The following is a 23,650-nucleotide window of genomic DNA, read 5'->3' on the forward strand; positions in this document are numbered from 1 at the left end:
GTGAATAACAATTCCTAAGATTCACGATGTCGAGCTGTGGCAACAACTGAGGTTGTGTAGGCCACAGTCTTAGATATACCATTTAACATAATATAGATTATACGAAATTAAATTGTTAGAACCCATTTAAAGTGTCTATATTCTCACCAATAAAAATGTCCGCTTTTAGAATATGCATTTTTGCAATTTCCTTAGCGGACGGTTTGATATGTTGGTGTCTATGTCGGATAAAGAACTTAAACGATTGTCGGTCTTGCAGGAAATCTGTGATCAACGCATAACCCAGTCCCAAGCTGCTCAGTTACTTCATATTTCAGAGCGTCAGATCAGACGCTTACTGCAGAAATACAAAGCTCAAGGCCCAGTTGCATTAGCCCATGCCGGTCGTGGTCAAATCAGCAACTCCAGGCTTCCTGAAGAACTCAGACTCAAGTGCCTCAATATTGTTTCGGATCAACTGCATGGTTTCGGACCCACTTTAGCGCATGAAAAGCTCACTACCATTCATGGATTCGACATTTCGGTGGAAACACTACGTTCTTGGATGATTGCAGCCGATTTATGGATTCCTCGATCCAAGCGTCTGAAACGCCCGTATCAGCCTCGTTATAACCGGGACTGTTATGGTGAACTGATTCAAATTGATGGCTCACACCATGACTGGTTTGAAGGTCGAGCCCCTAAATGCTGTCTGCTGGTGTTTATCGATGATGCCACAGGAAAATTGCAGCATTTACGCTTCTGTGAATCAGAATCAGCCTTTGACTATATGATTTCAACACGTTTGTATATTGAGCAGCATGGTAAGCCGTTGGCATTTTACAGCGATAAACATTCAGTCTTCAGGGTGAATCAAAGCAGTAAGAAAGACACCAAGATTACCCAGTTTGGGCGCGTACTCAGCACCCTGAATATCGATATTATCTTCGCTAATTCACCACAGGCCAAAGGCCGTGTAGAACGGGCCAATAGAACGCTTCAGGACCGTCTGATCAAAGAAATGCGCCTGGAAGGCATCTGTTCGATTGAGCAAGCGAATGCCTGGCTACCCTGCTTCATTGAGCAGTTCAATCAGAAGTTCGCCAAGATGGCTTTTAATCCCAAGGATTTACACCGGACTGTTACTGAAACTGCTGAGGAGTTAGATGATGTTTTTACTTGGCGTGAACCCCGCAGAGTCACGAATAGCCTGACGATTACTTATGATAAATGCGTATATCTCTTGGAAAACACGGAAGAAAACCAAAGATTGATTGGTAAGTATCTTGAGTTCCTAGAATACCCGGATGGTACAGTCGCGATTGAATATCAGGGAAGAAAAATCAATTACAGCATCTTCGATAAATTAAGTCAGCTTAACCAGCGAGAGATTGTTGAGAATAAACGTTTAGGTGCTGTTCTCAATCATATTCAACAACAGCATGAAGAATTGGAACAGCAATACAAACGCAATCGTTCTCAATCTATGCCAAGAAGACGTGCACAGAAAACAGCAATTCAACAACGAAATCTGAATCCTGTGCTTGACTTGGAAATGTCTGTATAGGACATTTCTACTTGGGAATAACATAAATAAATCAAATATTTGTTTATAAATAATTTACTGGTCAGCCAATTTACCTGTGCCGCTTATACTTTATACGTCACCGATTTTTTAAACTTAGTTAGGCCTTCTTTAATTTTAGACGAGTACTGATATTTTCATAAAACTTCAAACTCAATTCTACGGTTTTTCTTACGACCTTCAGGCGTTGCATTATCAGCAACAGGTTTACTCGCTCCCAAACCTTCAGTGCTTAATGAATGTTCAGGAATATTTTTAGCAATAAGATATTTTTTGACAGTCTCAGCGCGTTGCTGGCTGAGGATAATGTTTTTATTGACATCTCCTAAGCTGTCGGTATGCCCAATAATCCGAACTTTCTTAGCTCCCGCTTTATTTAATGCAACTACCATTTCATCTAAAATTTGTGTACTAGCTGCCAAAACTGATTCATATTGATATTCAAAATGGTAATTTTCATTATCATCTGGATACAGACTCATCACCTGCTCCCTCAAAAAGATCTAATAAGAAAAGTAAAAACAATGCAGCTTAAGCTGCTGGGATAAAAATACACTTCATTAGGAATAACAATGACGCTGGAATTTGAATATTTATTGCAAAAAATTTCTACAGAACAACCTTGTGGGATGGACTGCTCATTTTCAAATGAATTTTCAAGTATTAAAAATGCAAGAACACAGGATGATCCCTTACTGGATCAAGGTGACTGGGAGGCTGAACCCAAACAGGCAGACTGGAATTTTGTAGAAACAAAGACTATCTAATTACTGTCTGAAAGAACCAAAGACCTGCGCTTATATACCTGGCTGATTGAATCTTGGAGCCATCTATATGGTTTTGAAGGAATTGCGCGAGGATTAGAACTTTGCCAACGTAGTCTGATGCAATACTGGTTACACTTGCATCCTGAAATTGAAGATGGTGATCTGGACCAACGTTTAGGATTATTAGAAGGGTTTATTGCTCAACTGCCAAGCTTGATCAAAGAGGTTCCGCTTGTTAATCAGGCGCCTTATTACAGCCTGAAAGATTATGAGCACCTTCTACATCAGCAGAATATAAAACGTAAACAACAGATTGAAGAAAGTGAAGAGCTAGAGAAAACTGATCAATATCAGGAACAATTTAAACAACTCCTCTTCAATACACCTAACATGCTACAGCAGCAAAACTATCAGTATTTGCTGGATATTGAGAATCAATGGCAATGTTTCAAGACTGTCTTGGATGGTCTACTTGGCCTAGAGGGGCCAAGTTTTTCTGCCACAGATGCCCAAATCGAATCTATTCTGTCTATTATTCAGCGTATTTATAAACAAGAGTCCTCTTCTGCATCTTTATCTCGAGTTGCAGCACCCTCTTTAGAAAGCAATTTAAATACTCAAACAAATGCCGAGCTTCTTGCAAAGCAGAGTGTCCCATCGTTTCAGTCTTCTGTGCAATTTAATAATCAGAGCCATATTTTCAATCGGGAACAAGCCCTAAAGGCCTTACAGGACATTGCTGATTATTTTCAGATGAATGAGCCGCACAGCCCCGTCAGTTATATGCTTCAAAAAATCATTAAATGGAGTCATATGCCTTTACATGAGTGGCTGAGCCAAGTAATTAAAAATGAAAATCCTTTATAACATCTATATGAATTATTAGGTGTTTCTGACAAAAATGAATCAAATAATGAGTGGTAAAAACTGAATGTTTAAAGCAGAAAAAATACTTTGGGGTGAGGGACTGTTTTTAAGGCCTCAACATTTTCAGTTACAGGATGCTTATCATGAGCAACGCCTGAATCATACCATTCGTGCGATCTCTCCTTTTGCTCATGGGATTCAGTCGATTGAATTTGATGAAACTCAGCTCGGAATGCAAGTTCTGACTTTAAATAAAGTGGAAATGATCTGGCAAGATGGAGAAATCTATCAGGCTCCTGCACAGGATTTATTACCTGAACCGGTACAACTCGATATTCTAAACTTACAGGGAGAAATGCAAATTTACCTGGCTCTACCAATGGTACAACCAAATAAACAGAATGTTAGTTATAGTGACCAAGCCCAGTCTAGCCGCTATCACTCACATCTCAGTGCAACCCACGACCTGTTTACTGATGCAACTACTGCTGAGATTACCCTGTTGCGTCGTCGTGCTGAATTAAAAGTTTTTGAAATCAGTCAAGAACCTCAACATCAGATAGATGGCTATCTTTATCTTCCTGTGGGACGGATTAAAAGACAAAGTTCAGGCAATTTTATTTTTGATCATAAATTCATTCCGCCAATTTTACATATTCAGGCTAATCATAGTCTTTTGCTTAGCTTGCAGCGAACACTCAATATTATTCGAGCAAAGATCAAAACTATCCAGAGCAATAATCGTGAAAACGAACAAAAGCTGATTGAATTCCGCTCTGGTGATATTGTATCTTTTTGGCTGGTCAATGCTTTAAATACAGCACATGCCAGCTTAAATCATATTTTACAATATCCTATCATTCATCCTGAACGTTTATATAGTGAGTTGCTCAGATTAACTGGCTCTTTACTGACTTTTTCTACAGCCTATGAGGTTGATCAGTTACCTAAATATCAGCACTACCACTTATCTAACAGTTTTAGCCAGCTGGATACTATTCTGAGAGATCTTCTAGATACGATTATTTCCAACCGTTATATCGCTATTCCATTGAAAGAGACCCGCCCATCCTACTGGGTAGGAAGTTTGGAAACCGATAAGATTACTCGAGATACCCGCCTTTATCTGGCGATTTCAAGTAGCGTCATGCCTACACAAGATTTGATTGCTTATGTCCCTATCCGTTTTAAAGTCGGAAATACGGTGGATGTTGAACAGCGCGTGATTGCTGCCCTGCCTGCAATTCCGATCCAGCATTTAATTCAAGTACCTACTGCAATTCCAGTACGTTCTGGTGTTAGCTATTTTGAAATTGAAGCAAATAATGAGCTATATCAGCATATGCTTGATTCAGAGTCAGTATGTATTTATATCCCGAACGGATTTCAGGATATCAGTATTGAATTAATTGCGGTCATGAAAGGATAAGGACCATGATGAATACAACTACCAGTCCTGGACCTTCTCTATTTGATGATGGACAGATCGGTTCTGGACAGCTTTTTAACCAATCGACAGCTCTAAAAAATAATACGACAACCAACTTGATCGATTTGTTATATGATGGTTTTTATATCGTCTTTTTACTGAAAAATCATTATATTCCTGCTCATCCAGCCTCTTTCCGTGAAAAGATTCTAGAAATGCTGAATTACTTTGAGCATCAAGCACGAAAATTGCAATTTTCTTCAGAAGATATTCAAGATGCCAAGTATGCCTACTGTGCCTTATTGGATGAAACTATTGTCACCCAACAGGATACGCATTTTTTTGACTTGCAAAATTTCTGGATGCTGGATCCCCTGCAATTAAGTCTATTTGGTTCCCAACTGGCAGGTTACCGTTTCTTTGAACACTTAGAAGAAATCCGTCAGAAAGACAAAGAACGCCTAGCTGCTCTTGAAGTTTATCACTACTGCCTACTATTAGGTTTTCATGGTAAATACCGGCTTGAGTCCATTCATACTTTAAACCAGTTCATCACTCAGGTCGGAGAACAGATTGATTATCTAAAAGGTAAGAAAACTCCATTTTCTCCTTTTGCGGCATTACCCGACAAGATTAGACATATTATTCATCGTGAATTACCTTTTGTATGGGTTTTAGTTTTTCTGCTTTTGTTTACAGTCCTGAGCTTTGCCGGACTAAAATATATACTGTCCAGTGAAGGGACAAAGGTTTTAACTCAATACCAAAATATGATTAGTGTTCCAACCGAACAGGCTTATATCACGATTCATTTACCTTAGCTAGAATCTCAAAAGACAATATAAACAATACTTTAAAATGAAAAATGATAAAAAACATGTATGGCTTAACTAAAAAAACACGCCGTCTCCAAGTAGAAAAAAACCACTTATTCGATAAATATCATAAAGCTAAATTTGATATTAATCTGCCTGAATCAGGTTGCTGAACAATGATTCTCATCATTCTTAGCAGCTTTATTTTACTAAGTTTTATTTTGATTCTGATGCAGTTTTATGAATTGAGACTTCAAATACAAAACTTTTTACTAGCATGTGTACAACAAAGTAAAAAGCAGCTCATTGCCATGAGAAAATTTATCCATCAATTTAAATTGGCAGGCTCTCCGGAATATCTGCAATCCCATTGGCATTTACAACAATGGTGGATTTTAATTGCCGGTTGTGTACTGTTTATGAGTATTTTAATTTTTTCATTGACCCGGCCTGTTACAGCCAGTGTGTCGGAAGCTCGCTATTTAAAGAAGGTTGATCCACAAATATATGCACTTTTAGAAGGTCAGATTTTGACACCACCAGAAGAAGTAGATGAAGGGCTAATCCTACAAGCTTTGCAGGAAGATGATGATACGCATCAACCTGTAATCTCTGCCCAAAGTTTTAATCCAAATATTCAGGATGTACACTTAAGCTATCATCAAAATTTAAACCAGGCTGATCGCAAATGGCACAAAATGAATCCTCGTTTTAAACAACGTTTATTAATGGTATTTAAACTGATGCAGGAACAGCATGGTTATGAACTGGTTCTGCTTGAAGGCTACCGGAGTCCTGAACGGCAGAATTCTTTGGCCACCAACAGCAATATCACGCGTGCCAGAGGTTTTCAAAGTTATCACCAGTTTGGTTTAGCCGCAGATATTGCTTTTAAACGTAATGGGAAATTGATCATTAGTGAGCGTGACCCTTGGGCTATGCAAGGCTATCAACTCTATGGCCAAATTGCGGAGTCAGTCGGACTAACGTGGGGTGGCCGCTGGAAATCTATTCAAGATTATGGACATACTGAATATCGCATGCCAGGTTTAAAGAAAACGGCTGAGATGGCTCATCAACTCACCAATGAGGGTAACTTACAAGTCAATGCTGCATTGCCTTTACCATAAAAAATGAGCAGATTTCTGCTCATTGCTGTTATTTTTCATCAATAAAGCTTTGCATGTGCGTTAATACATCAGCCGTCTTTTCACCATGTAACCAATGCCCTGCATTTTCAATAACTTCAATTTTTGCTTGACCAAACTGCTCGTGAATCGCGTCAAAATGTTCCGGTCTTGAAATATAAGATGAATTCGCACCTCTTAAAAAAAGTACAGGTATTTCATTTTTTTCTATTTTTTCCCAAGCAATAATTTCCTCATAAGAATCAAAAAGCGCCGGAACGTTGAATAACCACTGCCCTTTATTAAATGACTTTAAAAGAAACTGAATCACCATCTCTTCCTGAATATAATCACGCATCATTTGAGCGGCTTCATTACGGGAATTCGGCTGTAGCTGTTGAACTTTAAATAAAGCTTTAAAGATTTCAGCATGGTGATTTTCATGATACTGGATGGGTGTAATATCAAGAACAATCATTTTTTCTACTTGATCTGGAGCGAGATCTGCCAACTTCATGGCAATTTTTCCACCCATTGAATGCCCGACTATAATACACTTCTCAATTTTTAAACCAGATAGCGTTTCTAAAATATCGGTGGCCATAAATGCATAGTTCATCTCTGAGGAGTGATCAGATAAACCATGATTACGGACATCCAGTTGAATGACAGTTCTCTGTTTAGAAAAATGTCGAGCTAGCATGCCTAAATTACTCAAACTCCCAAATAAGCCGTGAATAAATACCATAGGCGTTAAGTCAGCACTTTCATGTGTTTTTATTTGATAATTTAAGAGCATTTGGGAATTCCGTGATTACTTATTTCAGTTGTTTATATTCGTATGATATTGAAAGATAATCAATTGCTAAATTTTTAAATTATTTTTTTTGCTTAGGCTATTTTGTAATACTTTTAAACTTGGCGAAATTTTTTATAGATAATTGAATTGGCAATGACTTGATAAAAATGGCGATAAGTTGAATCTATACTTTGTTTTAATAAGATTGTTTAACACTATTATTTTTTTATTATAAATAATTTTGAATTCGCTTAGGCTATTTAATGGGTACGGTCTAAAGCAAAGAACCCCTCTCTACTTTTTTCTTGTTTAAAATTTTATTCTGAATAATAAATAAAATAATTGAATATTTATTCGATAAAGTTGCTAAGAAAGAGAAGTTTTATTTGTTAGGCTCCCCTACTCTTACAAAAGACAGCTGCGGTCATTCCTGAGTTATGCATACTCTGGACTTGACGATCCAGAAATTTTTTGGCAACCATTACCATAATAGGTGCCATATTTAGCTCATGATTTTCTTCAGATACTTTATGAATCTCCTCATAGGCAATTAAACGCTGACAGAAAGCCCAACGCTGCTTTTGTACGTCTCCTTCCTGATTGGGTTGATCTAAAATAGCTTTGGTTTCATTTACAATTCTGGTTTGTTCCGCAATAAACTGATCATAAGCAGGCTGGGTCAGTTTCTCTGCAAAAGCAGTCTGATTGCACTGAATCAAACTGAGAATTACACATAATAAAGATGAGGTTTTAGTCATTTAAAATCTTCTTTTATTCTTCTTTCCAGACATCTTCGTAATCATCTGCATCAATCATAAAACGGAAGCCCTGCTCCAAAGCTAAATACGGTAAAACCTCGGGAGCTATATCCTGCACTTCACGTACAGTCATGGTTTCAAAGGCATCTTCATTGGAGGCCAATTCACCGCCATAAATATACCAGCTAATATTTTCTGCGGTTTCAGGTTTTTTACGGATGCCAACAATGGGATCCTGTTTTAAGGTATGGACAGCCACCGCGACCACATCATCACCACTGACCTCTACATAGGCAGAACCAACCTCTTCACACAATAATTTCTGTTCTGCAATCAGTTCCTGTAACGGCGATAACTTTTGTGTATTTTTCGACATACTTAATCCATTCACTTAAATTAACGTCTTAGTTTAGCTTAACTTTCAGGATTCGGATGTGTATTTTATCTATTGAAATATGAAATTTTCTGGCTTTAAAAATATTCAAGTGCAGACGAGCGCTTAAAGCTTATAGAAATTAAGCTTTCTTCATCTCTAAATAGTTTTATATAAACCACATGCTCTACACAGCAGATATCAACGGCGATACAGTTGATTGAGTTTTTTTAGATTCAAGCTCTGGGATTACTTTTTAATAAACTCTAAATCCTCTGAATTTACCATATTCTACTTATTGTTACACACAATAATGGCGCAAAATGATTAAGCATACCGAGTTAATAGATTTACATGATTGCATTTGTGTCAGTTAACCATTCAAAAACAGGTCTGTATCTTGTTAATCACACTAAAACATATAGAAAATTATAAGAAAATCTAAACAGCTTCTTAGAGGTTTTGTAATATCGTTGATATATCCTCGGGAAAACTGGAACTCCCACTTTTATTACTAAAGAAAAACTAATGAATTTTGTCTTATTTTAATGAGGAATATTTTCTTATGGCGAAGAAATGAAATCTTCTTCTTTTTTCTGGTTTTCCTTCTGACTTAAAACAAGAAACGAGCTTTCATAATAGAGTAGAAATTATTTTTAGATTGGATGTTTAAAATTTGCTTAGGCTATTTATTAATAGGACAGAATGTGGTTTATCATTTTTTAAAAGTGCATAAAAATCACCCTCACTTATGGAGGATGATTTTTATTAATCAACTAAAAATTCACTTAAAACTTGGCAGTTAGAACCTGAGTAGAGACTTTATTTTTCCAAAGCTCGCGTAAGGTTGGCAAGTAAAACTTCTCGCCCAGCTCTACCAGTTCCGCATCAATCAAAGCATGCACATCATGCATAAACAGATAATCCAGCTCAACGCTACTCAGCTTCAGATGTTTCTTCTCATATTCTCTACGCTTCTGCTGGGCCTCTTTCACTAACTGATCAGCAAATGCTCTATCTTTAAACTGTGTAATGGCGTTCAAACGTAATTCAATAATACCCCACCCGGTTAAAAACATCTGGAAAGTTTCAAAATCTTTACTGGTAGATTCCCAAGACATTTCTTCAAGGTTTTCATTTTCTGGCAGTACAGGTAAAATAAGTTCCATTACACTTGGAAAAATCTTCTTAAAATTCAAAATAAATTTAACAGGATGCTCACCTGGATAATCTTTGAATTGCACCTTTTTTTGAACATCTGTTAAATAAATATCTAGCATAAAACAATCATCAGTAGTTAATCTCATCTACTGCTATTGTACGCAAGTCTGGACGAGATAAAAACTACTGCTGAGCCATCCACGTTAAAACAATAACAAAGAGTATGAAAATAAGCTGCCTCAACAACTTATTATTTTATATTTGGAGAAACCATATTTTCAGGACGAACTACTTCATCAAACTGTTCTTCCGTCACTAAACCTAACTCTACTGCCACCTGTTTTAATGTTTTTCCTTCTTTATAAGCTGTCTTGGCTACCTTGGCTGCATTTTCATAACCAATCACCGGGTTTAATGCGGTCACTAACATCAACGAATCATGCAGGAAATGATCAATTCTCTCATGATTCGGCTCGATGCCTACGGCGCAATGGTCATTAAAACTATTACATGCATCTCCCAGAAGTTGAATAGACTGTAATAAGTTATAGGCAATTACCGGCATAAATACGTTTAATTCAAAATTACCCGAAGCACCGGCAATATTGATGGTCGTATCATTCCCTAAAACCTGAGCAACCACCATGGTCATGGCTTCACTTTGAGTTGGATTAACTTTACCCGGCATAATGCTTGAACCCGGTTCATTTTCCGGAATACGCAATTCACCTAAACCACAACGCGGCCCACTGGCCAACCAACGAATGTCGTTAGCGATTTTATTCAGACTGACTGCAAGCGTTTTTAAAGCACCTGAAGCAAATACTGCTGCATCGCGGCCCGCCAAGGCTTCAAACTTATTCGGTGCCGTGACAAAAGGCAGATCTGTTAATTGAGCTAAAGTCTTTGCCGCTTGAACTGCATAATCTGGATGAGCATTGAGTCCCGTACCTACGGCGGTACCACCCAATGGCAATTCATATAGTCCGAGTAGTGCTTGTTCTAAGCGTAAAATTGCATGATCCAGTTGCGATACATAGCCACTAAACTCCTGGCCCAGTGTTAAAGGCGTCGCATCCTGAAGATGGGTACGGCCAATTTTCACAATATCGGAAAATTCCTGAGATTTCGCATGCAAAGTATCACGTAAACGACTGACTGCCGGAATCAACAGCTCATTAATCTGTAAGCTTGCAGCCACATGAATTGCGGTCGGGAAAGAGTCATTGGTTGATTGCGCACGATTCACATGGTCATTCGGATGCACAGGTTTTTGTGCACCTAAAGGATTACCCAGCTTATGATTGGCAATATTGGCAATGACTTCATTACAGTTCATATTGCTTTGTGTGCCAGAACCGGTTTGCCATACAACCAATGGAAACTGGCTATCCCATTGTCCGCTAATGACTTCATCCGCCGCTCCTACTATATAAGTCGATAGCTCCTGAGGAATCTGCTTTAACTCTGCATTGGTTATGGCGGCAGCTTTCTTGACCAGCCCCATGGCACGAATCATGGCACGAGGTAAATGCTCCTGACCAATCTTAAAGTTTTGCAAGCTACGTTGAGTTTGTGCTCCCCATAGGGCTTCACTTGGGACAGCGACCTCTCCCATCGTGTCATGTTCAATACGTGTTTCCATATTTAATCTCAACTTTATTTTGCATATTGCCAGTAGTTTTCTTATCTAAAATAAAGATATTTAAAGATATTTAAAGATATTTATGGTTATTTTAATCAGCTTAAGCACTCAAGTAAATGATAATTATTATCAAGTACTATCCTCTTAAGGTGTTTTGATAAAATAACCATTCATCCTCCAGCATTTTGCTTAAGCTATGCCGAGGCTGCCAGTGCAATAATTGCTGAGCTTTGGTGGTATCTGCACCAAGTTGATCCAGCTCGGCATGAGGATATGGCAAAGCATCTATTGTAGGAATGGTGGATTGAGTCACCTCTGCAACCTGATCCAGCAAGTTTTTAATTGAGACCAGTTCACCTGCAATATTAAAAGCCTCACAACATAACTCTTGCTGCTGTGACAACCATTGCAAAGATTTAATAACCGCATCACACCCATCCATTACATGCAGAAAACTTCGCTCTACGGTCTGGTCTGCTGTCATGGCCTGACGGCGTAATTCCAGATATTCTCGCTGATGTGCTCCTACCTGCATCGCCAGAGGTACAATATTTTTCGGTAAAGGTGGAATCCATTCACCTAAAATCCCGCCTTCAAAGGCACCAGCAATATTGGAAAGTCGCAAGATCGCAATTCGCCATTCATTATCGGTTTTGGCAGTATCCCGAATAATTTCCTCTACCATCTGTTGAGATTTAATATAAGGATTGGGATAAGTATAATTAAAAGGCTGATCTTCATGCAGATCGGGTGCTGAATGGCCATAAACGGCTAAACTGGACAAATGCACCAGATGCCGTACACCGGTACGCTGCATTGCCCGCATCAGACTCATAATACAGCTGACATTATCATTATAATAATCAAGAGGCTTTAAGACTGATTCTTCCATTGATTTAAAACTTGCAGTATGAATCACAGCCTGTATGGAATGCAGTTCAAATACTTTATTTAAGGTAGGGGTATTACGAATATCAATTTTAACAAAAGGCACATATCGACCAGAAATATATTCAAGACGCTCCAAAGTCTGCAAACTGGCATTGGCCAGATTATCAACCACAATCACCTCTACACCTTGTGCAAGCAGACTTAATGCAATGTGTGAGCCTAAAAAGCCTAAACCACCCGTCACTAAAATCATTTATACTACCTACTTTCTGATGTAGCCAAGATCAATTCGTTGATGTTGATCAAGCCTGTAGTGAATTTCGATGAGCACTTTAATTCTTGTTACCTCCGCACCGACGTCTATTTATGCCTGGCATGCTTTGGGGCTTGCTCAGGCATTACAGCAAAAACACGAAAAATTTCGCGTATTCTTTTATCAGGACGGTGTCTCGGTCGCGAATGCATTGCAATGGGTACCAGATGACCAGCGCAACCTTTCACGCGCCTGGCAAGATCTGAAAATCCGCTTGCCTGTATGTGTCAGTGCCGCCTTGGCACGTGGAATTACAGATCAGGACAATGCTCAACGTCACAATATTCAACAACATAATCTTGCAGATAGTTTTGAATTGGTCGGTTTAGGTGAGCTTGCCGATGCGGTTCAGTCCTCACAACGTCTTATTCAATTCTAGATGCTTCATTTTTCAGGATGTGTTGCTTTTAAAAGGAATCTTGTGTGAAATCTGTACTTGTTATATTAACTCAAGCCAACTTAAACAGCTTGCAGGTGCATGAAAGCCTGTCTGCAACCATGGTACTGGCCACCTTTGGTTCAGAAGTTAAGATACTGCTACAAGGAGCAGCTTTAAGTTTGCTGCATGCCGACCAACAATTTGAACAGCGCAAACATGCCTTTAAACTGGCCTCTAATCTGGTAGATAGTTTTGAATTTTATGATCTAACACCGATTCTGGTAGAGCAGAAAAATCAGGATTCTCCTTTTGTGAAACACAGTGAGCAAGATATTGAGTTTATCGAGCTGAATCCAGAATTTATTCAAAACTTCGATCATGTTTTGTATTGGTAAGGAATAAGGATAAACTCATGTCAGAAAACACCCTTTACCTAATCCAGTCAGATTATGCAGCTACGGCGTCTATACTGGATCAGCTTGCTCAAGTTCATTCTCCAGATGATTCAGTGGTTTTGATGGGCGAATCGCTACTGTATGTAGAACACGACTTCTTACAGCAGTTGCCGCGCGTTTATCTACTTGAAAATGATGCTCAGATATTGGTTTCTCCGTTGCCAGAGCATGCCACCTTATTAAACTATGCACAATTTGCAGATCTATGTCTGGCGTTTAAGCGCTGTATTTCAATGAAATAATCATGAGCCTGATATGAATTTAGAACTGGATCAAGATGGTCACCTAGTCGACTATACCCTCTGGAATGAGCAAGTTGCCCAAGTACTGGCTGACAGCTTAAAACTTCAATTAACACCTTGGCACCTAGAAGTATTACAGGCAGTGCGCCAGTTTTATCAGCAGTTCGGACATTCTCCTGCTACCCGTCCTCTGATTAAATTTCTGATGAAAACAGTCAGTCCGGAAATTAACAATGCGCTGTTACAGGAAAAATTTAATACTGGACTGGTTGCACGCCATTTAAGCCGTCTGGCTGGCGTTCCAAAACCGGCCAACTGCTTATAAAAGACTACCAGCCCTGCTTTTAAATAAAACAATAAAGACCAAGCCTGCTATCGCGCGCTTTTTGTCTTAGCCTTCAAGCTGACGAATACATTATTTGCAGATTTAAGCTAATCCTTGTGTGAAGTAATTCCGTCTTATTTAAATAAGACGGTTGGAATACTGTCCTATTTTATCTTTTGAAAATATATTGGCCAAGAAGCCATAAGAGCATTCAACGTATAAGGGCTCAGATCACTGAGTATGCCTTAAAGATTAAGAGCACTTTTCAGTCAGTCTAGCCCTTTTAGCGATTAGCTCATTTCACAGCTCAGTGAAAAAGCGGTAGGTTTTACAATCTTCTTCTGGTTTATTCATGCTGGGGTCTGGATATAAATTTTAGGCATTAAAAAACCACCGCACAGGGTGGTTATAAAATACATACGTCAGATTAAAATAGGTATTGCTATATGAGCTCTTTGCAAGTGGGAAAAAATCATCATCCCAAAAATTAAAAACGTTAAAGCGATTGTAGTAGAGCTATATATTGGCATTTATTCACTTATCATCTGTATAGAGCTACAAGATACCCAAATGAAATTACAAAGGCAAACAATATATTATTTTTAAACAACTTTTTAGTGAAAAACCTTTCGAAGGAAGCTTGCTTAACCAAATGATTGCTCTACTGCGCAAATCATTATTAATATAACCACGACAACCAATACTGTCTCGATTTTAGCTATCGTAAAGCACTCGGATTCATTGAGAATATATTTTAATAGTGATTTGAGATTACATTCTACTAATCTCTTCTTGGATTTTATCGTAGTTAACCCTGGTTATACGCATTTCTATAATTTTCGATTAATCTATATCTAGGAGAGGGCTTTTTTAATACTGGAAGAACTAACATTTCGTTAAGCAACTCTACAAAAAATTTCACCCGAAAATCATTCTTACGCAAATCTAGATCCCTATAACTCAAGACTTGACTGTCTTACATATCCCGACAGAGTTGCTACATTAGTAATTTAAGCCATTCTCTACACTGAATTTAAGTTTTAGAAACGTAGAGGAAATTCAAATGAAAAAGTATTCGACAGTTCTATTACTCACCCTATCAGGTTTGATCGGAACAGCTGCTATTGCATCAAAACCCCCAATAGAAGCCACCGCTGCCGCTGAAGCACAGCAAGTTGCTTTAGAATATGCCAGAGAGCAAGCAAAGACCTCAACATCATCTGATGAATAGAATGTAGCCCTCAAATGAGGGCTTCTTTTCCTGTAGTCTGGACTAAGAGGGAAAAATCCAAAACCCTGCAGAAAACCACTCTAGAGAGTGGTTTTGTTTTACCTGACTTCAAGTTCTTTATGCTTCCAAGATCGATTACTATCGTATGAAAAGCTCATGTTGTCAGACTCATAAGTTTTTTCTTGACGATTAAGCTTTTCAATCATTTCAATCAGAGTACCACCTCCATGGGCCTGCTCTTTGTAAAGTGCTCTCAAAACAAGTTCGGCAGGCTTTCCGATAGCCACTCGATCACTCTCCCAGTTGCGAACTGTGGATTCATTAACACTTAATATACCTGCTAGATTCTTTTGTGAAAGGTTTAGCTCTATCAAAATCTAAGACAAGACCAAAAAAAAGGCACTAATGCTCGATCTGATTCTTTAGTCATGATAAAGCCTGGCCAGAGATTTCATATTGACCCAATCCTTCATAGATCAATAGGAGGAAAGCTCACCCTAGTCACCATCTTCTGCGTCGTTAAGCCTATTGAGAACTCATCAGGCAGAATGATCTTTTTACTGTGAGCGTACCGAAGTGCTTCAAGAAATGTGACTGGTGGCATAATTAGCGCCAAAAAACTCACCAAAGTAAATTCTATCCCTGTAAATCGAGCACCAAATCATTAAGAAGCAGGCATTTCACTATGTGAGTATCATTATGAGTAACCTTGAAAACCAAGAGCCAAATTTCAATTTTTAAAACTTAATTATTCATCTACAATATCGGCAAATTCTGCCCCTAAAATCCGTGCTAAATCTTGCGGATTTATCCCAATATCAAGCCCCCTTTTCCCACCGCTTACATACATTTTTTCAAGCTGGCTTGCACTAATACAAATTACTGTTTTTAAGCGCTTTTTCTGACCAATAGGACTAATACCACCGACCATATAACCCGTTAAGCGTTCAGCATGTTTAGGATCTGCTATTTGCAGCTTTTTGCAACCTAAAGCTGCTGCTACTTTCTTCAGATTTAACTGATAATGTACAGGTAGAATTGCGACAAAATATTGTTTCTCATCGGTTACCAATAAGGTTTTAAAAACTTCTGCAACAGCAAGCCCTAGCTTTTCGGCTGCTTCCAGACCAAAACTTTTGGCCTGTGGATCATGCTCATATTCATGGATGCTATATGGGATTTTTTGTGATTTAAGCAGTTTACAGGCTGGTGTCATGGTATTTTTTGAAAAAATAAAACTTAATTATAGCGCTACTCCAGGCCTAGCTTGAAGTGCATGAATAATGTCTTAGTATATTTTGCTTTAAATACAAGCAATAAACTAAAGGAGAAAGTCTTTAACCACTATATAGCAATGTATAAGAAGCTGGCATCACCTGATATTTTGCACATTTCTGCCACTTGAAAAACGCCGATATTTTATACTTCCACACTATCAAACTGATCAGTTGAGTCAATTGCCGAACCTGGTTTACTTGATTATCAGTGCCATATATCAGCACTAAATGACTGCCTTTTTAATTTTTTAAAAGTTTTAAGCTCTCTACAAAGATTTCTGTTTCAAAAACCTTTTCTAGATTTTGCGTTTATAAAATTTCAGGAAATATAAGTAAAATATAACTTTCCCTCAGCATGCTCAACACCACCAAGTAAGAATTATTATCAGATAAAACAACTAGTTTTCTTTATTTTCTTAAACTTAACTGGTTGACATAAAGCGTTAAGAATAGGATGCTGTTTAAAATTTTTAACAACGACTCAGTTTATAAAACCTCAGTGGTTTAGAACTGGCCTAGATTTAAAATCAACCCTGAATTTTTAAGCCAAAAAATTTTAAGAACTTGATCAATACAACGCTTGAGTCCATGAATAAGATTGTATGAAGACAAGATTACACAAACAATATTAACTGTTTTTGCCAATCAGGTTTACAATAAAAAAAATGAAGATTGACCTAGATTTGTAAGTTTTTAACATTGTCAAATCCTTGCAAAGTTTTCATTATATGCCCACTGTTCGGCACACACTTTCTACGTCAATTCAAAGAAATTATAAAAAAAATGTGGGAAATCATGCCATAATAGACAAATTTTGCAGTGATCTTGCAAACTTGTCCTGATACTTTTCAATTGGAGCACGTTAGATGAATTCGACCATTCTGGTTATTCACGGACCGAATTTAAATTTGCTAGGAAAGCGCGAACCGGAAGTTTACGGTCATCTAACATTAGACGATATTAACCAGCAACTGGTGGCTCAGGCTCAATCAGCTACTTTACAACTCGACACCTTCCAGAGCAACTGGGAAGGTGCCATTGTTGACCGAATTCACCAAGCTCAACAAGATAATGTCGAATATATCATTATTAATCCGGCTGCCTTGACGCATACGTCTGTTGCCGTGCGTGACGCCCTTCTGGGTGTGGCGATCCCTTTTATTGAGGTGCACCTGTCTAACGTCCACGCGCGTGAGGCATTTCGACACCATTCTTACCTCTCCGATAAAGCAGTCGGAGTGATCTGTGGCTTGGGTGCTAAAGGCTATACAGCTGCACTCGACTATGTCATTGAAAAAATACAATCTTCTAAGCAATCTTAATTAGGAATACTGTCTCATGGATATCCGTAAAATCAAGAAACTCATCGAGTTGATGATTGAATCTGACTTACAGGCGCTCGAAGTTAAAGAAGGTGATCAGTCGATTGCTTTAACTCGTCGCAGTCCAGTGGTTGCAGCAGCTGTTCCTGCAATGCCTGCCCCGGCGGCTGATGTTGTTCCGGTGACCAAATCTCCTCGTGGTGCAGTCGAAACCTCTCCAATGGTTGGCGTGTTCTATGCAGCTCCTAGCCCAGGCGAAGCACCTTTTGTCAAAATCGGTCAAACTGTATCTGCGGGTGAAACGCTGGGTATTATTGAAGCCATGAAAATCATGAACCCGATTGAAGCAACACAAAGCGGTGTGATTGAAGAAATTCTGGTAAAAAATGGTGAAGTGATTCAATTTGGCCAGCCACTTTTCCGTTACCGCGCTTAATCACCTCGGGGATTTATAATGTTGCAAAAAGTTTTAATTGCAAACCGTGGTGAAATTGCCTTGCGCATCACACGGGCTTGTAGAACTTTAGGAATTAAGACCGTCGGTGTCTATTCAGATGCAGACAAGGATCTGATGCATTTACGTTTCTGTGATGAAGCCGTATGTATAGGTCCAGGTGCAAGTAGCGATAGCTACCTGAATATTCCTGCGATTATTACTGCTGCGGAAATTACTGGCGCGGATGCGATCCATCCTGGTTATGGTTTTCTGGCTGAAAATGCTGAATTTGCAGAAATCGTTGAAAGTTCTGGTTTTATTTTTATCGGTCCACGTCCTGAACATATCCGCTTAATGGGTAATAAAGTATCAGCCATTACAGCAATGCGTAAAGCAGGTGTACCAACGGTTCCCGGCTCTGCTCATGCAGTGACTCCACAAAATGCGCTGGCTGAAGCCAAAGAAATCGGCTTCCCGCTGATTGTTAAGGCAGCATCTGGTGGTGGTGGTCGTGGTATGCGTATTGTAGAGCGTGTCGATACCCTACTGGAATCTGTACAGGCTGCGCAGCGTGATGCTGAAATGTGGTTTGGTGATGATACGGTTTATATGGAACGTTTCCTGCAAAAACCGCGTCACGTCGAGATTCAGGTCTTGGGTGATGGGAATGGACATGCAGTTCATCTGTATGATCGTGACTGTTCATTACAACGCCGTCATCAAAAGGTTCTGGAAGAAGCTCCAGCACCTAACCTGCCAGAACAGGCACGTGCTGACATTCTGGAAGCCTGTGTCAATGCCTGCAAGATGATGCAATACCGTGGTGCAGGTACATTCGAATTCTTGTTTGAAGAAGGCGAATTCTTCTTTATTGAAATGAATACCCGCGTTCAGGTTGAGCATCCTGTGACTGAAATGGTGACAGGGATTGATATAATCGAGCAGCAGCTTCGAATCGCGGCTGGTCTTGGCCTCGATATTCAACAAGAAGATGTGCAGGTAAAAGGCCATGCGATTGAATGTCGTATTAATGCCGAAGATCCTTCAACCTTTATGCCTTCTCCAGGCAAGATTGAAACCTTCTATGCCCCAGGAGGCGCCGGTATCCGTTTAGATTCGCATATCTATCCAGGTTATAGTATTCCGCCCTACTATGATTCCATGATTGCCAAGCTGATTGCACATGGTAAAGATCGTGAAACATCATTGGCACGAATGAAAAATGCACTTGAAGAAATGATTCTGACTGGTATCAAGACCAATATTCCTTTGCATAAGGATTTGATTTTGCAAGATAAGAATTTCTCTGAGCAGGCAATGGATATTCATTATCTGGAAAAGCATTTGCTTAAGCAACTTGAAGGTGCAGAAGAAAAAGAAGCTGCTTCTTGATCTGTAAAGACCTATTAAAAAACCGCTGAAATTCAGCGGTTTTTTATTTTCTTATGGCAAAACCCGTCTTAATACGGCGAAACACTGTTCTGCTTTTTCATTGGCACAGAAATTGATGGTATAGGGATTTTTCCATTGTACAAAATATTGTGAAACTTCCCCGGACTGATCCACCTGGTTACCGGAACAGTCCTTTTCATTATTGTCATAACGTACCTGCAAGATTAAAGCCGGAATCTGTTCTGCAGGATTCTGGGCAGGCTGATAATCGTAAAGTCCTGAAGTCCACTCCTCTCCACTTTTAATAATCACGCTATTATTTGATTTAAAATTATAATATTCGATACATTTTTTATTTTTTGGAATTTCCATTCCCCATAACCCCACAATTTCGGGACGGGTATTGACTGTAAAAGTATTCGGAATTTCAGCGGATTTGATCGTCGTATCAGAGGCACTTTTATTCTCTGTTGCCATTAGCCAAGGTGAGGTCATGAGTAAGGCAAGGCTAAGACATATTTTTTTCATATTCACCAATATCATTTGAATAAATTTGTTCTAAGTTATCATATTTTAAGGAGATCGTATCTGAGTAAATCAAATAACAGGACCTAAGATACGAAAAATAAATTATTACCACGTTAACCAAAAATATAGATCTCTTTTCTTGTCTTTTTTGTATCTATTTTGTATGGATGATTTTAGAAAGACACGTGGGTTTTCGATCTATATTCAGTGATAAAACAGTTATTTAATCAAGCAACTACAATTAACAAAAGCTTATAAGGTTGGGCGGCCGTTATGATTTCACACTCAGGCTTGTAGTAGATATTTTCAAGGCAGATTTAATTAATTGAGTGTAAAGGAAGTCATTAGAGTATGAGGAAACCCCTGTAATCGTACAGACCGACTAAATTATATAAGCACATAACTCAATAAAGCCCCATGTTCTCCATCAAATGATAGAGTTTTATAGAGGCTGCTCTCTAAGCGTTAGCCTTAGTTCAGACACATTCCAATCATAATCAAGTGGGCTTGCATCCGCAATTGAAATGTTCTACAACCTTGAGACGCAACAAAAATTGAAGGAACACTATGAAATTTGAAGAATATTTACAATATGATGGTCTAGGGCTGGCCGAACTGGTTGCAAAGAAGCAGGTACATTCAAGTGAACTTTTGTCGATTGCACTGGAACGCAGTGCAGCAGTTAATCCCCTCTTAAATGCCATTATCATTCCCATGCATGAACATGCATTACAACGGACTCAGCACAAGCTGACAGGGCCTTTTGCTGGTGTGCCATTTCTGGTTAAGGACCTGTTCCAGGAATATGCAGGCTACCCAACGTCTTATGGCTGTCAGGGTATGAAACGTACTGGCTATATTGCCGATACCAATGCTGAAATTGTCAACCGCTGGGAAAAGGCCGGTATTGTCACCTTTGGCCGCACCAATACTCCCGAATTTGGCATTAAAGGGATTACCGAACCCGATGCCTGGGGAAGCTGTAAAAACCCATGGAATCTAAAACATAATAGCGGTGGCTCATCTGGAGGGTCGGCCTCTGCCGTGGCTGCCGGTATAGTCCCTATTGCTGGTGCTGGTGATGGTGGCGGCTCTATTCGTATTCCTGCTTCATATTGTGGTTTATTTGGTTTAAAACCAAGTCGTGGCCGTACTCCGTGGGGGCCGCAAATGAGTGAGGCCATGCATGGGGCAGCGATTCAGCATGTGCTCACCAAAACTGTACGCGATAGTGCGGCCATGCTGGATGCAACGCATGGCGAAGATCATAGTTCACTTTTCAAAATCCAGACTCCGCAGCAACCTTATCTGGAAGCCATCCAGCATCCACCCAAAAAACTGAGAATCGCTTTTAATACCCGTTCTACTATTGGTACTAGAGTTTCCCAGGATGCGATTCAGGCAATTGAACAAACAGCCCGCTTACTCGAATCGCTGGGTCATGAAGTCGTAGAAGATCAGCCGAATATTGATGGTATGCAATTGGCCAGAGATTTTATTACCACCTGGTTTAGTCAGTTCTCTTATATGCTGGATGAGATTCAAAAAAGTTATCCCTCCAAAACTGGTGATTTTGAACTGGACTCTTTGGCACTCGCAGCCTTTGGAGCCAAAACTACCGCCTTGGAATATATTCATAATTTAAATAACTGGGGACAATATGCGACTCAAATGAATCATTTCTTTGAACGTTATGATCTTTATTTGACACCTGCTACAGCGAGTGTCGCTCCTCAAAATGGCGAAGTAAAAATTCCGGGGTGGCAAAAACCCCTATTAAAGGCGCTCTTAGGCATGAAGAAAGCGCATTTGCTGGCACAAGGCAAACTGGTAGATCAGATTGTAAAAGAAAACTTGAAATGGGTTCCTTTTACCCAGCTGGCGAATATCACCGGACTGCCGGCTATGTCTGTACCTTTGTACTGGAATAAACAGAACTTGCCGCTCGGCTCACAGTTTATTGCACCTTTTGCTCGTGAAGATTTACTTTTGCAACTTGCAGCACAATTAGAGCAGGCACAGCCCTGGTTTGATCAATATGCCAAAATTCGTCTTTAAAGTGATTTAACTGTTTGAAGATGGTAATTCAACTTTGTTAGGTAAGCCCCCTAGCAGCAGAAAACCTAGCAAAGTTGAGGCTGCAGCTGCAAAAAAGATGATATCTCCGCCTAATTGATCCCAATAATGGCCTGCTAGAATGCTTCCTGTCGCCACACCGATTCCCCACATAGTGCTATAAAGTGCCTGCCCACGGCCCTGCTGCCCGGCAGAGAAATTCTGAAAAATGACTCGCATGGCAATCATGTGAAATAGACCAAAACTTAAAGCATGAATCGTTTGTGTCAAGAATTGTGCAACAAAGGAGGATGGAAATAAACCGACCACTAACCACCTTAGTCCGGTCGTTAACAGGCAAAGCATGATTAGATGCCGCCATGACCAGCGACTGAGAAAGAAGGTGGCATAAGCAAACATGATAATTTCTGCAATTACACCCACTGACCAGAGCAATCCGATCTGGCTGGTACTAAATCCGGCCTGACTCAGATAATTGCTATAAAAACTGTAAAATGGCGCATGTGAGAACAGCATAATTAATTCTATGAGAAAGAAACTATAAACCACTGGCCGTTTAAATATTGGCCAGATGGTATCCAGTTTTTTCTGTGCCACCGGCGCTGCCGTCGGTTCTTTAATACTAAATGACCAAAGAAAAGTTATAAATGAAATACATAATAAAAGGACTGGCAGCATACTGATCGGAATTACTTCAAATACAGCCCCCAAGCCAAAGACGCCGACGATGAAGCCAATAGATCCCCATTTACGGACTTTACCGTAGAGCTCTGCTCTCTTTTCACCTAGCCAGAATAAGGTTACGCCTTCAAACTGTGCCAGAATCGCATTCTGGAAAAAGCTGAAAATAAGCATGAGTAAGGCAACGGATTGAAAGTTATTGGGAATAAGAAAAATCATGAACCAGATACAGGCTTCCATCCAAGTAGCAATACGAACCAATAACATGCGCTTGCCTGACTTGTCCGCGAGCCATCCCCAAATTAAAGGGGCAAAGAAACGGGTAACAATTGCAATAGAAGACAAGATACCTATTTCCTGGTAATTAAACCCCTGATCTTCCAGATAAAGGCTCCAGAATGGCATGAATGCCCCCACAACTGCATAATAGAAAAAATAGAATCCTCCTAGTCTGGTGCTGATTGCAAGCGCTTGCATTAGATTAAATATCCATGTATTTTCAAAAACTTAAACACTTTCATTATTACATCATATTGCATTCAATTTGACTTTATTGCACTTCAATAGTCTACAAAATTTATTTTTTGTAGACTGCTTATTTAATTTACTGATTTATAGGCTGGAATTTTAGCACAATACAGTTATCATGCTTGACGACAAACCTATTAGATCGAATAGGTAATAATAAAAATGAGAATAAGTAGCACGCCGGGAAATAATCGTGATTCCAGTCCCTGCAGTGATTGCGACTGCTCGTTAAGCATCCACCATTTGTGTCTCGTTCGACATTGTGCCCC

The 23,650-nt window shown here is 39.4% G+C and carries 23 protein-coding genes and 2 pseudogenes; 14 read left to right on the plus strand and 11 right to left on the minus strand.

Going from position 1 to position 23,650, the window contains the following annotated elements; translation table 11 throughout:
• Positions 1 to 220 precede the first annotated feature (220 nt).
• The gene (locus tag NI461_RS11330; RefSeq protein WP_253157337.1) at positions 221 to 1,546 is read left to right on the plus strand and encodes an ISNCY family transposase; all 1,326 of its coding nucleotides are present in this window, start codon (positions 221 to 223) and stop codon (positions 1,544 to 1,546) included.
• Positions 1,547 to 1,701: 155 nt separating this feature from the next.
• On the opposite strand, the pseudogene NI461_RS11335 reads toward NI461_RS11330, so the two are convergent.
• A pseudogene (locus NI461_RS11335) lies at positions 1,702 to 2,007 on the minus strand (OmpA family protein); the annotation flags it as partial.
• 129 nt (positions 2,008 to 2,136) lie between these two features.
• Here NI461_RS11335 and tssA point away from each other — a divergent pair.
• From tssA to NI461_RS11355, 4 genes and pseudogenes are all read left to right on the plus strand, one after another.
• Positions 2,137 to 3,198 (plus strand): annotated as a pseudogene (tssA, locus tag NI461_RS11340) (type VI secretion system protein TssA).
• Positions 3,199 to 3,262: 64 nt separating this feature from the next.
• Positions 3,263 to 4,627: a type VI secretion system baseplate subunit TssK gene (gene tssK, locus NI461_RS11345; protein WP_174659866.1), complete on the plus strand. Its 1,365-nt coding sequence runs from the start codon at positions 3,263 to 3,265 to the stop codon at positions 4,625 to 4,627.
• Between the two features lie 8 nt (positions 4,628 to 4,635).
• On the plus strand, positions 4,636 to 5,448 hold the full coding sequence (icmH, locus tag NI461_RS11350; protein ID WP_174660579.1) for a type IVB secretion system protein IcmH/DotU: 813 nt from the start codon (positions 4,636 to 4,638) through the stop codon (positions 5,446 to 5,448).
• Positions 5,449 to 5,618: 170 nt separating this feature from the next.
• The gene (locus NI461_RS11355; protein WP_174659867.1) at positions 5,619 to 6,572 is read left to right on the plus strand and encodes a M15 family metallopeptidase; all 954 of its coding nucleotides are present in this window, start codon (positions 5,619 to 5,621) and stop codon (positions 6,570 to 6,572) included.
• Positions 6,573 to 6,600: 28 nt separating this feature from the next.
• Here NI461_RS11355 and NI461_RS11360 read toward each other — a convergent pair whose 3' ends face one another.
• The 6 genes from NI461_RS11360 to NI461_RS11385 form a co-directional block, all read right to left on the minus strand.
• Complete coding sequence (locus NI461_RS11360) at positions 6,601 to 7,368, minus strand: alpha/beta fold hydrolase (RefSeq protein ID WP_174659868.1); 768 nt, start codon at positions 7,366 to 7,368, stop codon at positions 6,601 to 6,603.
• 389 nt (positions 7,369 to 7,757) lie between these two features.
• Positions 7,758 to 8,126, minus strand: a complete 369-nt coding sequence (locus NI461_RS11365) for a hypothetical protein (RefSeq protein ID WP_174659869.1) — start codon at positions 8,124 to 8,126, stop codon at positions 7,758 to 7,760.
• 13 nt (positions 8,127 to 8,139) lie between these two features.
• Positions 8,140 to 8,502: a hypothetical protein gene (locus tag NI461_RS11370; protein ID WP_151203063.1), complete on the minus strand. Its 363-nt coding sequence runs from the start codon at positions 8,500 to 8,502 to the stop codon at positions 8,140 to 8,142.
• Between the two features lie 785 nt (positions 8,503 to 9,287).
• Positions 9,288 to 9,779 (minus strand): hypothetical protein, encoded by a 492-nt coding sequence (locus NI461_RS11375; RefSeq protein ID WP_151203062.1) that lies wholly within the window; start codon positions 9,777 to 9,779, stop codon positions 9,288 to 9,290.
• Between the two features lie 131 nt (positions 9,780 to 9,910).
• Positions 9,911 to 11,305: a class II fumarate hydratase gene (fumC, locus tag NI461_RS11380; RefSeq protein WP_151203061.1), complete on the minus strand. Its 1,395-nt coding sequence runs from the start codon at positions 11,303 to 11,305 to the stop codon at positions 9,911 to 9,913.
• Positions 11,306 to 11,441: 136 nt separating this feature from the next.
• Positions 11,442 to 12,449, minus strand: coding sequence for an NAD-dependent epimerase/dehydratase family protein (locus NI461_RS11385; protein ID WP_174659870.1), 1,008 nt, complete (start codon positions 12,447 to 12,449; stop codon positions 11,442 to 11,444).
• 70 nt (positions 12,450 to 12,519) lie between these two features.
• Between NI461_RS11385 and tusD the strand changes: the two genes are divergently transcribed.
• The 5 genes from tusD to NI461_RS11410 all read left to right on the plus strand — a co-directional run bounded on the left by tusD (position 12,520) and on the right by NI461_RS11410 (position 15,141).
• Positions 12,520 to 12,888 carry a sulfurtransferase complex subunit TusD gene (tusD, locus tag NI461_RS11390; RefSeq protein ID WP_174659871.1) on the plus strand — a complete coding sequence of 123 codons (369 nt, stop codon included), beginning with the start codon at positions 12,520 to 12,522 and terminating at the stop codon, positions 12,886 to 12,888.
• 44 nt (positions 12,889 to 12,932) lie between these two features.
• Entirely contained in the window at positions 12,933 to 13,283 is a 351-nt protein-coding gene (locus tag NI461_RS11395; protein WP_174659872.1) for a hypothetical protein, read from the plus strand.
• 17 nt (positions 13,284 to 13,300) lie between these two features.
• Entirely contained in the window at positions 13,301 to 13,585 is a 285-nt protein-coding gene (locus NI461_RS11400; protein ID WP_174659873.1) for a hypothetical protein, read from the plus strand.
• Between the two features lie 13 nt (positions 13,586 to 13,598).
• Positions 13,599 to 13,910 (plus strand): TusE/DsrC/DsvC family sulfur relay protein, encoded by a 312-nt coding sequence (locus NI461_RS11405; RefSeq protein ID WP_174659874.1) that lies wholly within the window; start codon positions 13,599 to 13,601, stop codon positions 13,908 to 13,910.
• 1,063 nt (positions 13,911 to 14,973) lie between these two features.
• On the plus strand, positions 14,974 to 15,141 hold the full coding sequence (locus NI461_RS11410; protein ID WP_174659875.1) for a hypothetical protein: 168 nt from the start codon (positions 14,974 to 14,976) through the stop codon (positions 15,139 to 15,141).
• Positions 15,142 to 15,239: 98 nt separating this feature from the next.
• On the opposite strand, the gene NI461_RS11415 is transcribed toward NI461_RS11410, so the two are convergent.
• Together NI461_RS11415 and ybaK are read right to left on the minus strand one after the other, a co-directional pair.
• The gene (locus NI461_RS11415; RefSeq protein WP_174659876.1) at positions 15,240 to 15,428 is read right to left on the minus strand and encodes a hypothetical protein; all 189 of its coding nucleotides are present in this window, start codon (positions 15,426 to 15,428) and stop codon (positions 15,240 to 15,242) included.
• 461 nt (positions 15,429 to 15,889) lie between these two features.
• The gene (gene ybaK, locus NI461_RS11420) at positions 15,890 to 16,357 is read right to left on the minus strand and encodes a Cys-tRNA(Pro) deacylase (RefSeq protein WP_174659877.1); all 468 of its coding nucleotides are present in this window, start codon (positions 16,355 to 16,357) and stop codon (positions 15,890 to 15,892) included.
• 927 nt (positions 16,358 to 17,284) lie between these two features.
• Here ybaK and aroQ point away from each other — a divergent pair.
• The 3 genes from aroQ to accC are packed head-to-tail and all read left to right on the plus strand — an operon-like array spanning position 17,285 to position 19,568.
• Positions 17,285 to 17,740: a type II 3-dehydroquinate dehydratase gene (gene aroQ / locus NI461_RS11425; RefSeq protein WP_174659878.1), complete on the plus strand. Its 456-nt coding sequence runs from the start codon at positions 17,285 to 17,287 to the stop codon at positions 17,738 to 17,740.
• Positions 17,741 to 17,756: 16 nt separating this feature from the next.
• Positions 17,757 to 18,176, plus strand: coding sequence for an acetyl-CoA carboxylase biotin carboxyl carrier protein (accB, locus tag NI461_RS11430; RefSeq protein WP_151203051.1), 420 nt, complete (start codon positions 17,757 to 17,759; stop codon positions 18,174 to 18,176).
• Between the two features lie 18 nt (positions 18,177 to 18,194).
• Complete coding sequence (accC, locus tag NI461_RS11435; protein ID WP_151203050.1) at positions 18,195 to 19,568, plus strand: acetyl-CoA carboxylase biotin carboxylase subunit; 1,374 nt, start codon at positions 18,195 to 18,197, stop codon at positions 19,566 to 19,568.
• Between the two features lie 51 nt (positions 19,569 to 19,619).
• Here accC and NI461_RS11440 read toward each other — a convergent pair whose 3' ends face one another.
• Positions 19,620 to 20,063, minus strand: coding sequence for a hypothetical protein (locus NI461_RS11440; RefSeq protein ID WP_171480671.1), 444 nt, complete (start codon positions 20,061 to 20,063; stop codon positions 19,620 to 19,622).
• Positions 20,064 to 20,663: 600 nt separating this feature from the next.
• On the opposite strand from NI461_RS11440, the gene NI461_RS11445 reads away from it, so the two are divergent.
• Positions 20,664 to 22,154 (plus strand): amidase, encoded by a 1,491-nt coding sequence (locus NI461_RS11445; protein WP_174659879.1) that lies wholly within the window; start codon positions 20,664 to 20,666, stop codon positions 22,152 to 22,154.
• A gap of 6 nt (positions 22,155 to 22,160) precedes the next feature.
• Here the strand turns inward: NI461_RS11445 and NI461_RS11450 are convergent, their stop codons facing one another.
• A complete protein-coding gene (locus NI461_RS11450) occupies positions 22,161 to 23,330 on the minus strand; it encodes an MFS transporter (RefSeq protein ID WP_253157340.1) in 1,170 nt (389 codons plus the stop codon).
• Positions 23,331 to 23,650: the final 320 nt, after the last annotated feature.

This window comes from Acinetobacter sp. S4400-12 (assembly GCF_024129495.1).
GTDB classification, from domain to species: Bacteria; Pseudomonadota; Gammaproteobacteria; order Pseudomonadales; family Moraxellaceae; genus Acinetobacter; species Acinetobacter lwoffii_C.

Bases quoted from the DNA above. Each gene is read 5' to 3' on its own strand.
- NI461_RS11330 (WP_253157337.1), top strand. From the start codon at position 221: ATGTCGGATAAAGAACTTAAACGATTGTCGGTCTTGCAGGAAATCTGT.
- tssK (WP_174659866.1), top strand. From the start codon at position 3,263: ATGTTTAAAGCAGAAAAAATACTTTGGGGTGAGGGACTGTTTTTAAGG.
- icmH (WP_174660579.1), top strand. From the start codon at position 4,636: ATGAATACAACTACCAGTCCTGGACCTTCTCTATTTGATGATGGACAG.
- NI461_RS11355 (WP_174659867.1), top strand. From the start codon at position 5,619: ATGATTCTCATCATTCTTAGCAGCTTTATTTTACTAAGTTTTATTTTG.
- NI461_RS11360 (WP_174659868.1), bottom strand. From the start codon at position 7,368: ATGCTCTTAAATTATCAAATAAAAACACATGAAAGTGCTGACTTAACG.
- NI461_RS11365 (WP_174659869.1), bottom strand. From the start codon at position 8,126: ATGACTAAAACCTCATCTTTATTATGTGTAATTCTCAGTTTGATTCAG.
- NI461_RS11370 (WP_151203063.1), bottom strand. From the start codon at position 8,502: ATGTCGAAAAATACACAAAAGTTATCGCCGTTACAGGAACTGATTGCA.
- NI461_RS11375 (WP_151203062.1), bottom strand. From the start codon at position 9,779: ATGCTAGATATTTATTTAACAGATGTTCAAAAAAAGGTGCAATTCAAA.
- fumC (WP_151203061.1), bottom strand. From the start codon at position 11,305: ATGGAAACACGTATTGAACATGACACGATGGGAGAGGTCGCTGTCCCA.
- NI461_RS11385 (WP_174659870.1), bottom strand. From the start codon at position 12,449: ATGATTTTAGTGACGGGTGGTTTAGGCTTTTTAGGCTCACACATTGCA.
- tusD (WP_174659871.1), top strand. From the start codon at position 12,520: ATGAGCACTTTAATTCTTGTTACCTCCGCACCGACGTCTATTTATGCC.
- NI461_RS11400 (WP_174659873.1), top strand. From the start codon at position 13,301: ATGTCAGAAAACACCCTTTACCTAATCCAGTCAGATTATGCAGCTACG.
- NI461_RS11405 (WP_174659874.1), top strand. From the start codon at position 13,599: ATGAATTTAGAACTGGATCAAGATGGTCACCTAGTCGACTATACCCTC.
- NI461_RS11410 (WP_174659875.1), top strand. From the start codon at position 14,974: ATGAAAAAGTATTCGACAGTTCTATTACTCACCCTATCAGGTTTGATC.
- ybaK (WP_174659877.1), bottom strand. From the start codon at position 16,357: ATGACACCAGCCTGTAAACTGCTTAAATCACAAAAAATCCCATATAGC.
- aroQ (WP_174659878.1), top strand. From the start codon at position 17,285: ATGAATTCGACCATTCTGGTTATTCACGGACCGAATTTAAATTTGCTA.
- accB (WP_151203051.1), top strand. From the start codon at position 17,757: ATGGATATCCGTAAAATCAAGAAACTCATCGAGTTGATGATTGAATCT.
- accC (WP_151203050.1), top strand. From the start codon at position 18,195: ATGTTGCAAAAAGTTTTAATTGCAAACCGTGGTGAAATTGCCTTGCGC.
- NI461_RS11440 (WP_171480671.1), bottom strand. From the start codon at position 20,063: ATGACCTCACCTTGGCTAATGGCAACAGAGAATAAAAGTGCCTCTGAT.
- NI461_RS11445 (WP_174659879.1), top strand. From the start codon at position 20,664: ATGAAATTTGAAGAATATTTACAATATGATGGTCTAGGGCTGGCCGAA.
- NI461_RS11450 (WP_253157340.1), bottom strand. From the start codon at position 23,330: ATGCAAGCGCTTGCAATCAGCACCAGACTAGGAGGATTCTATTTTTTC.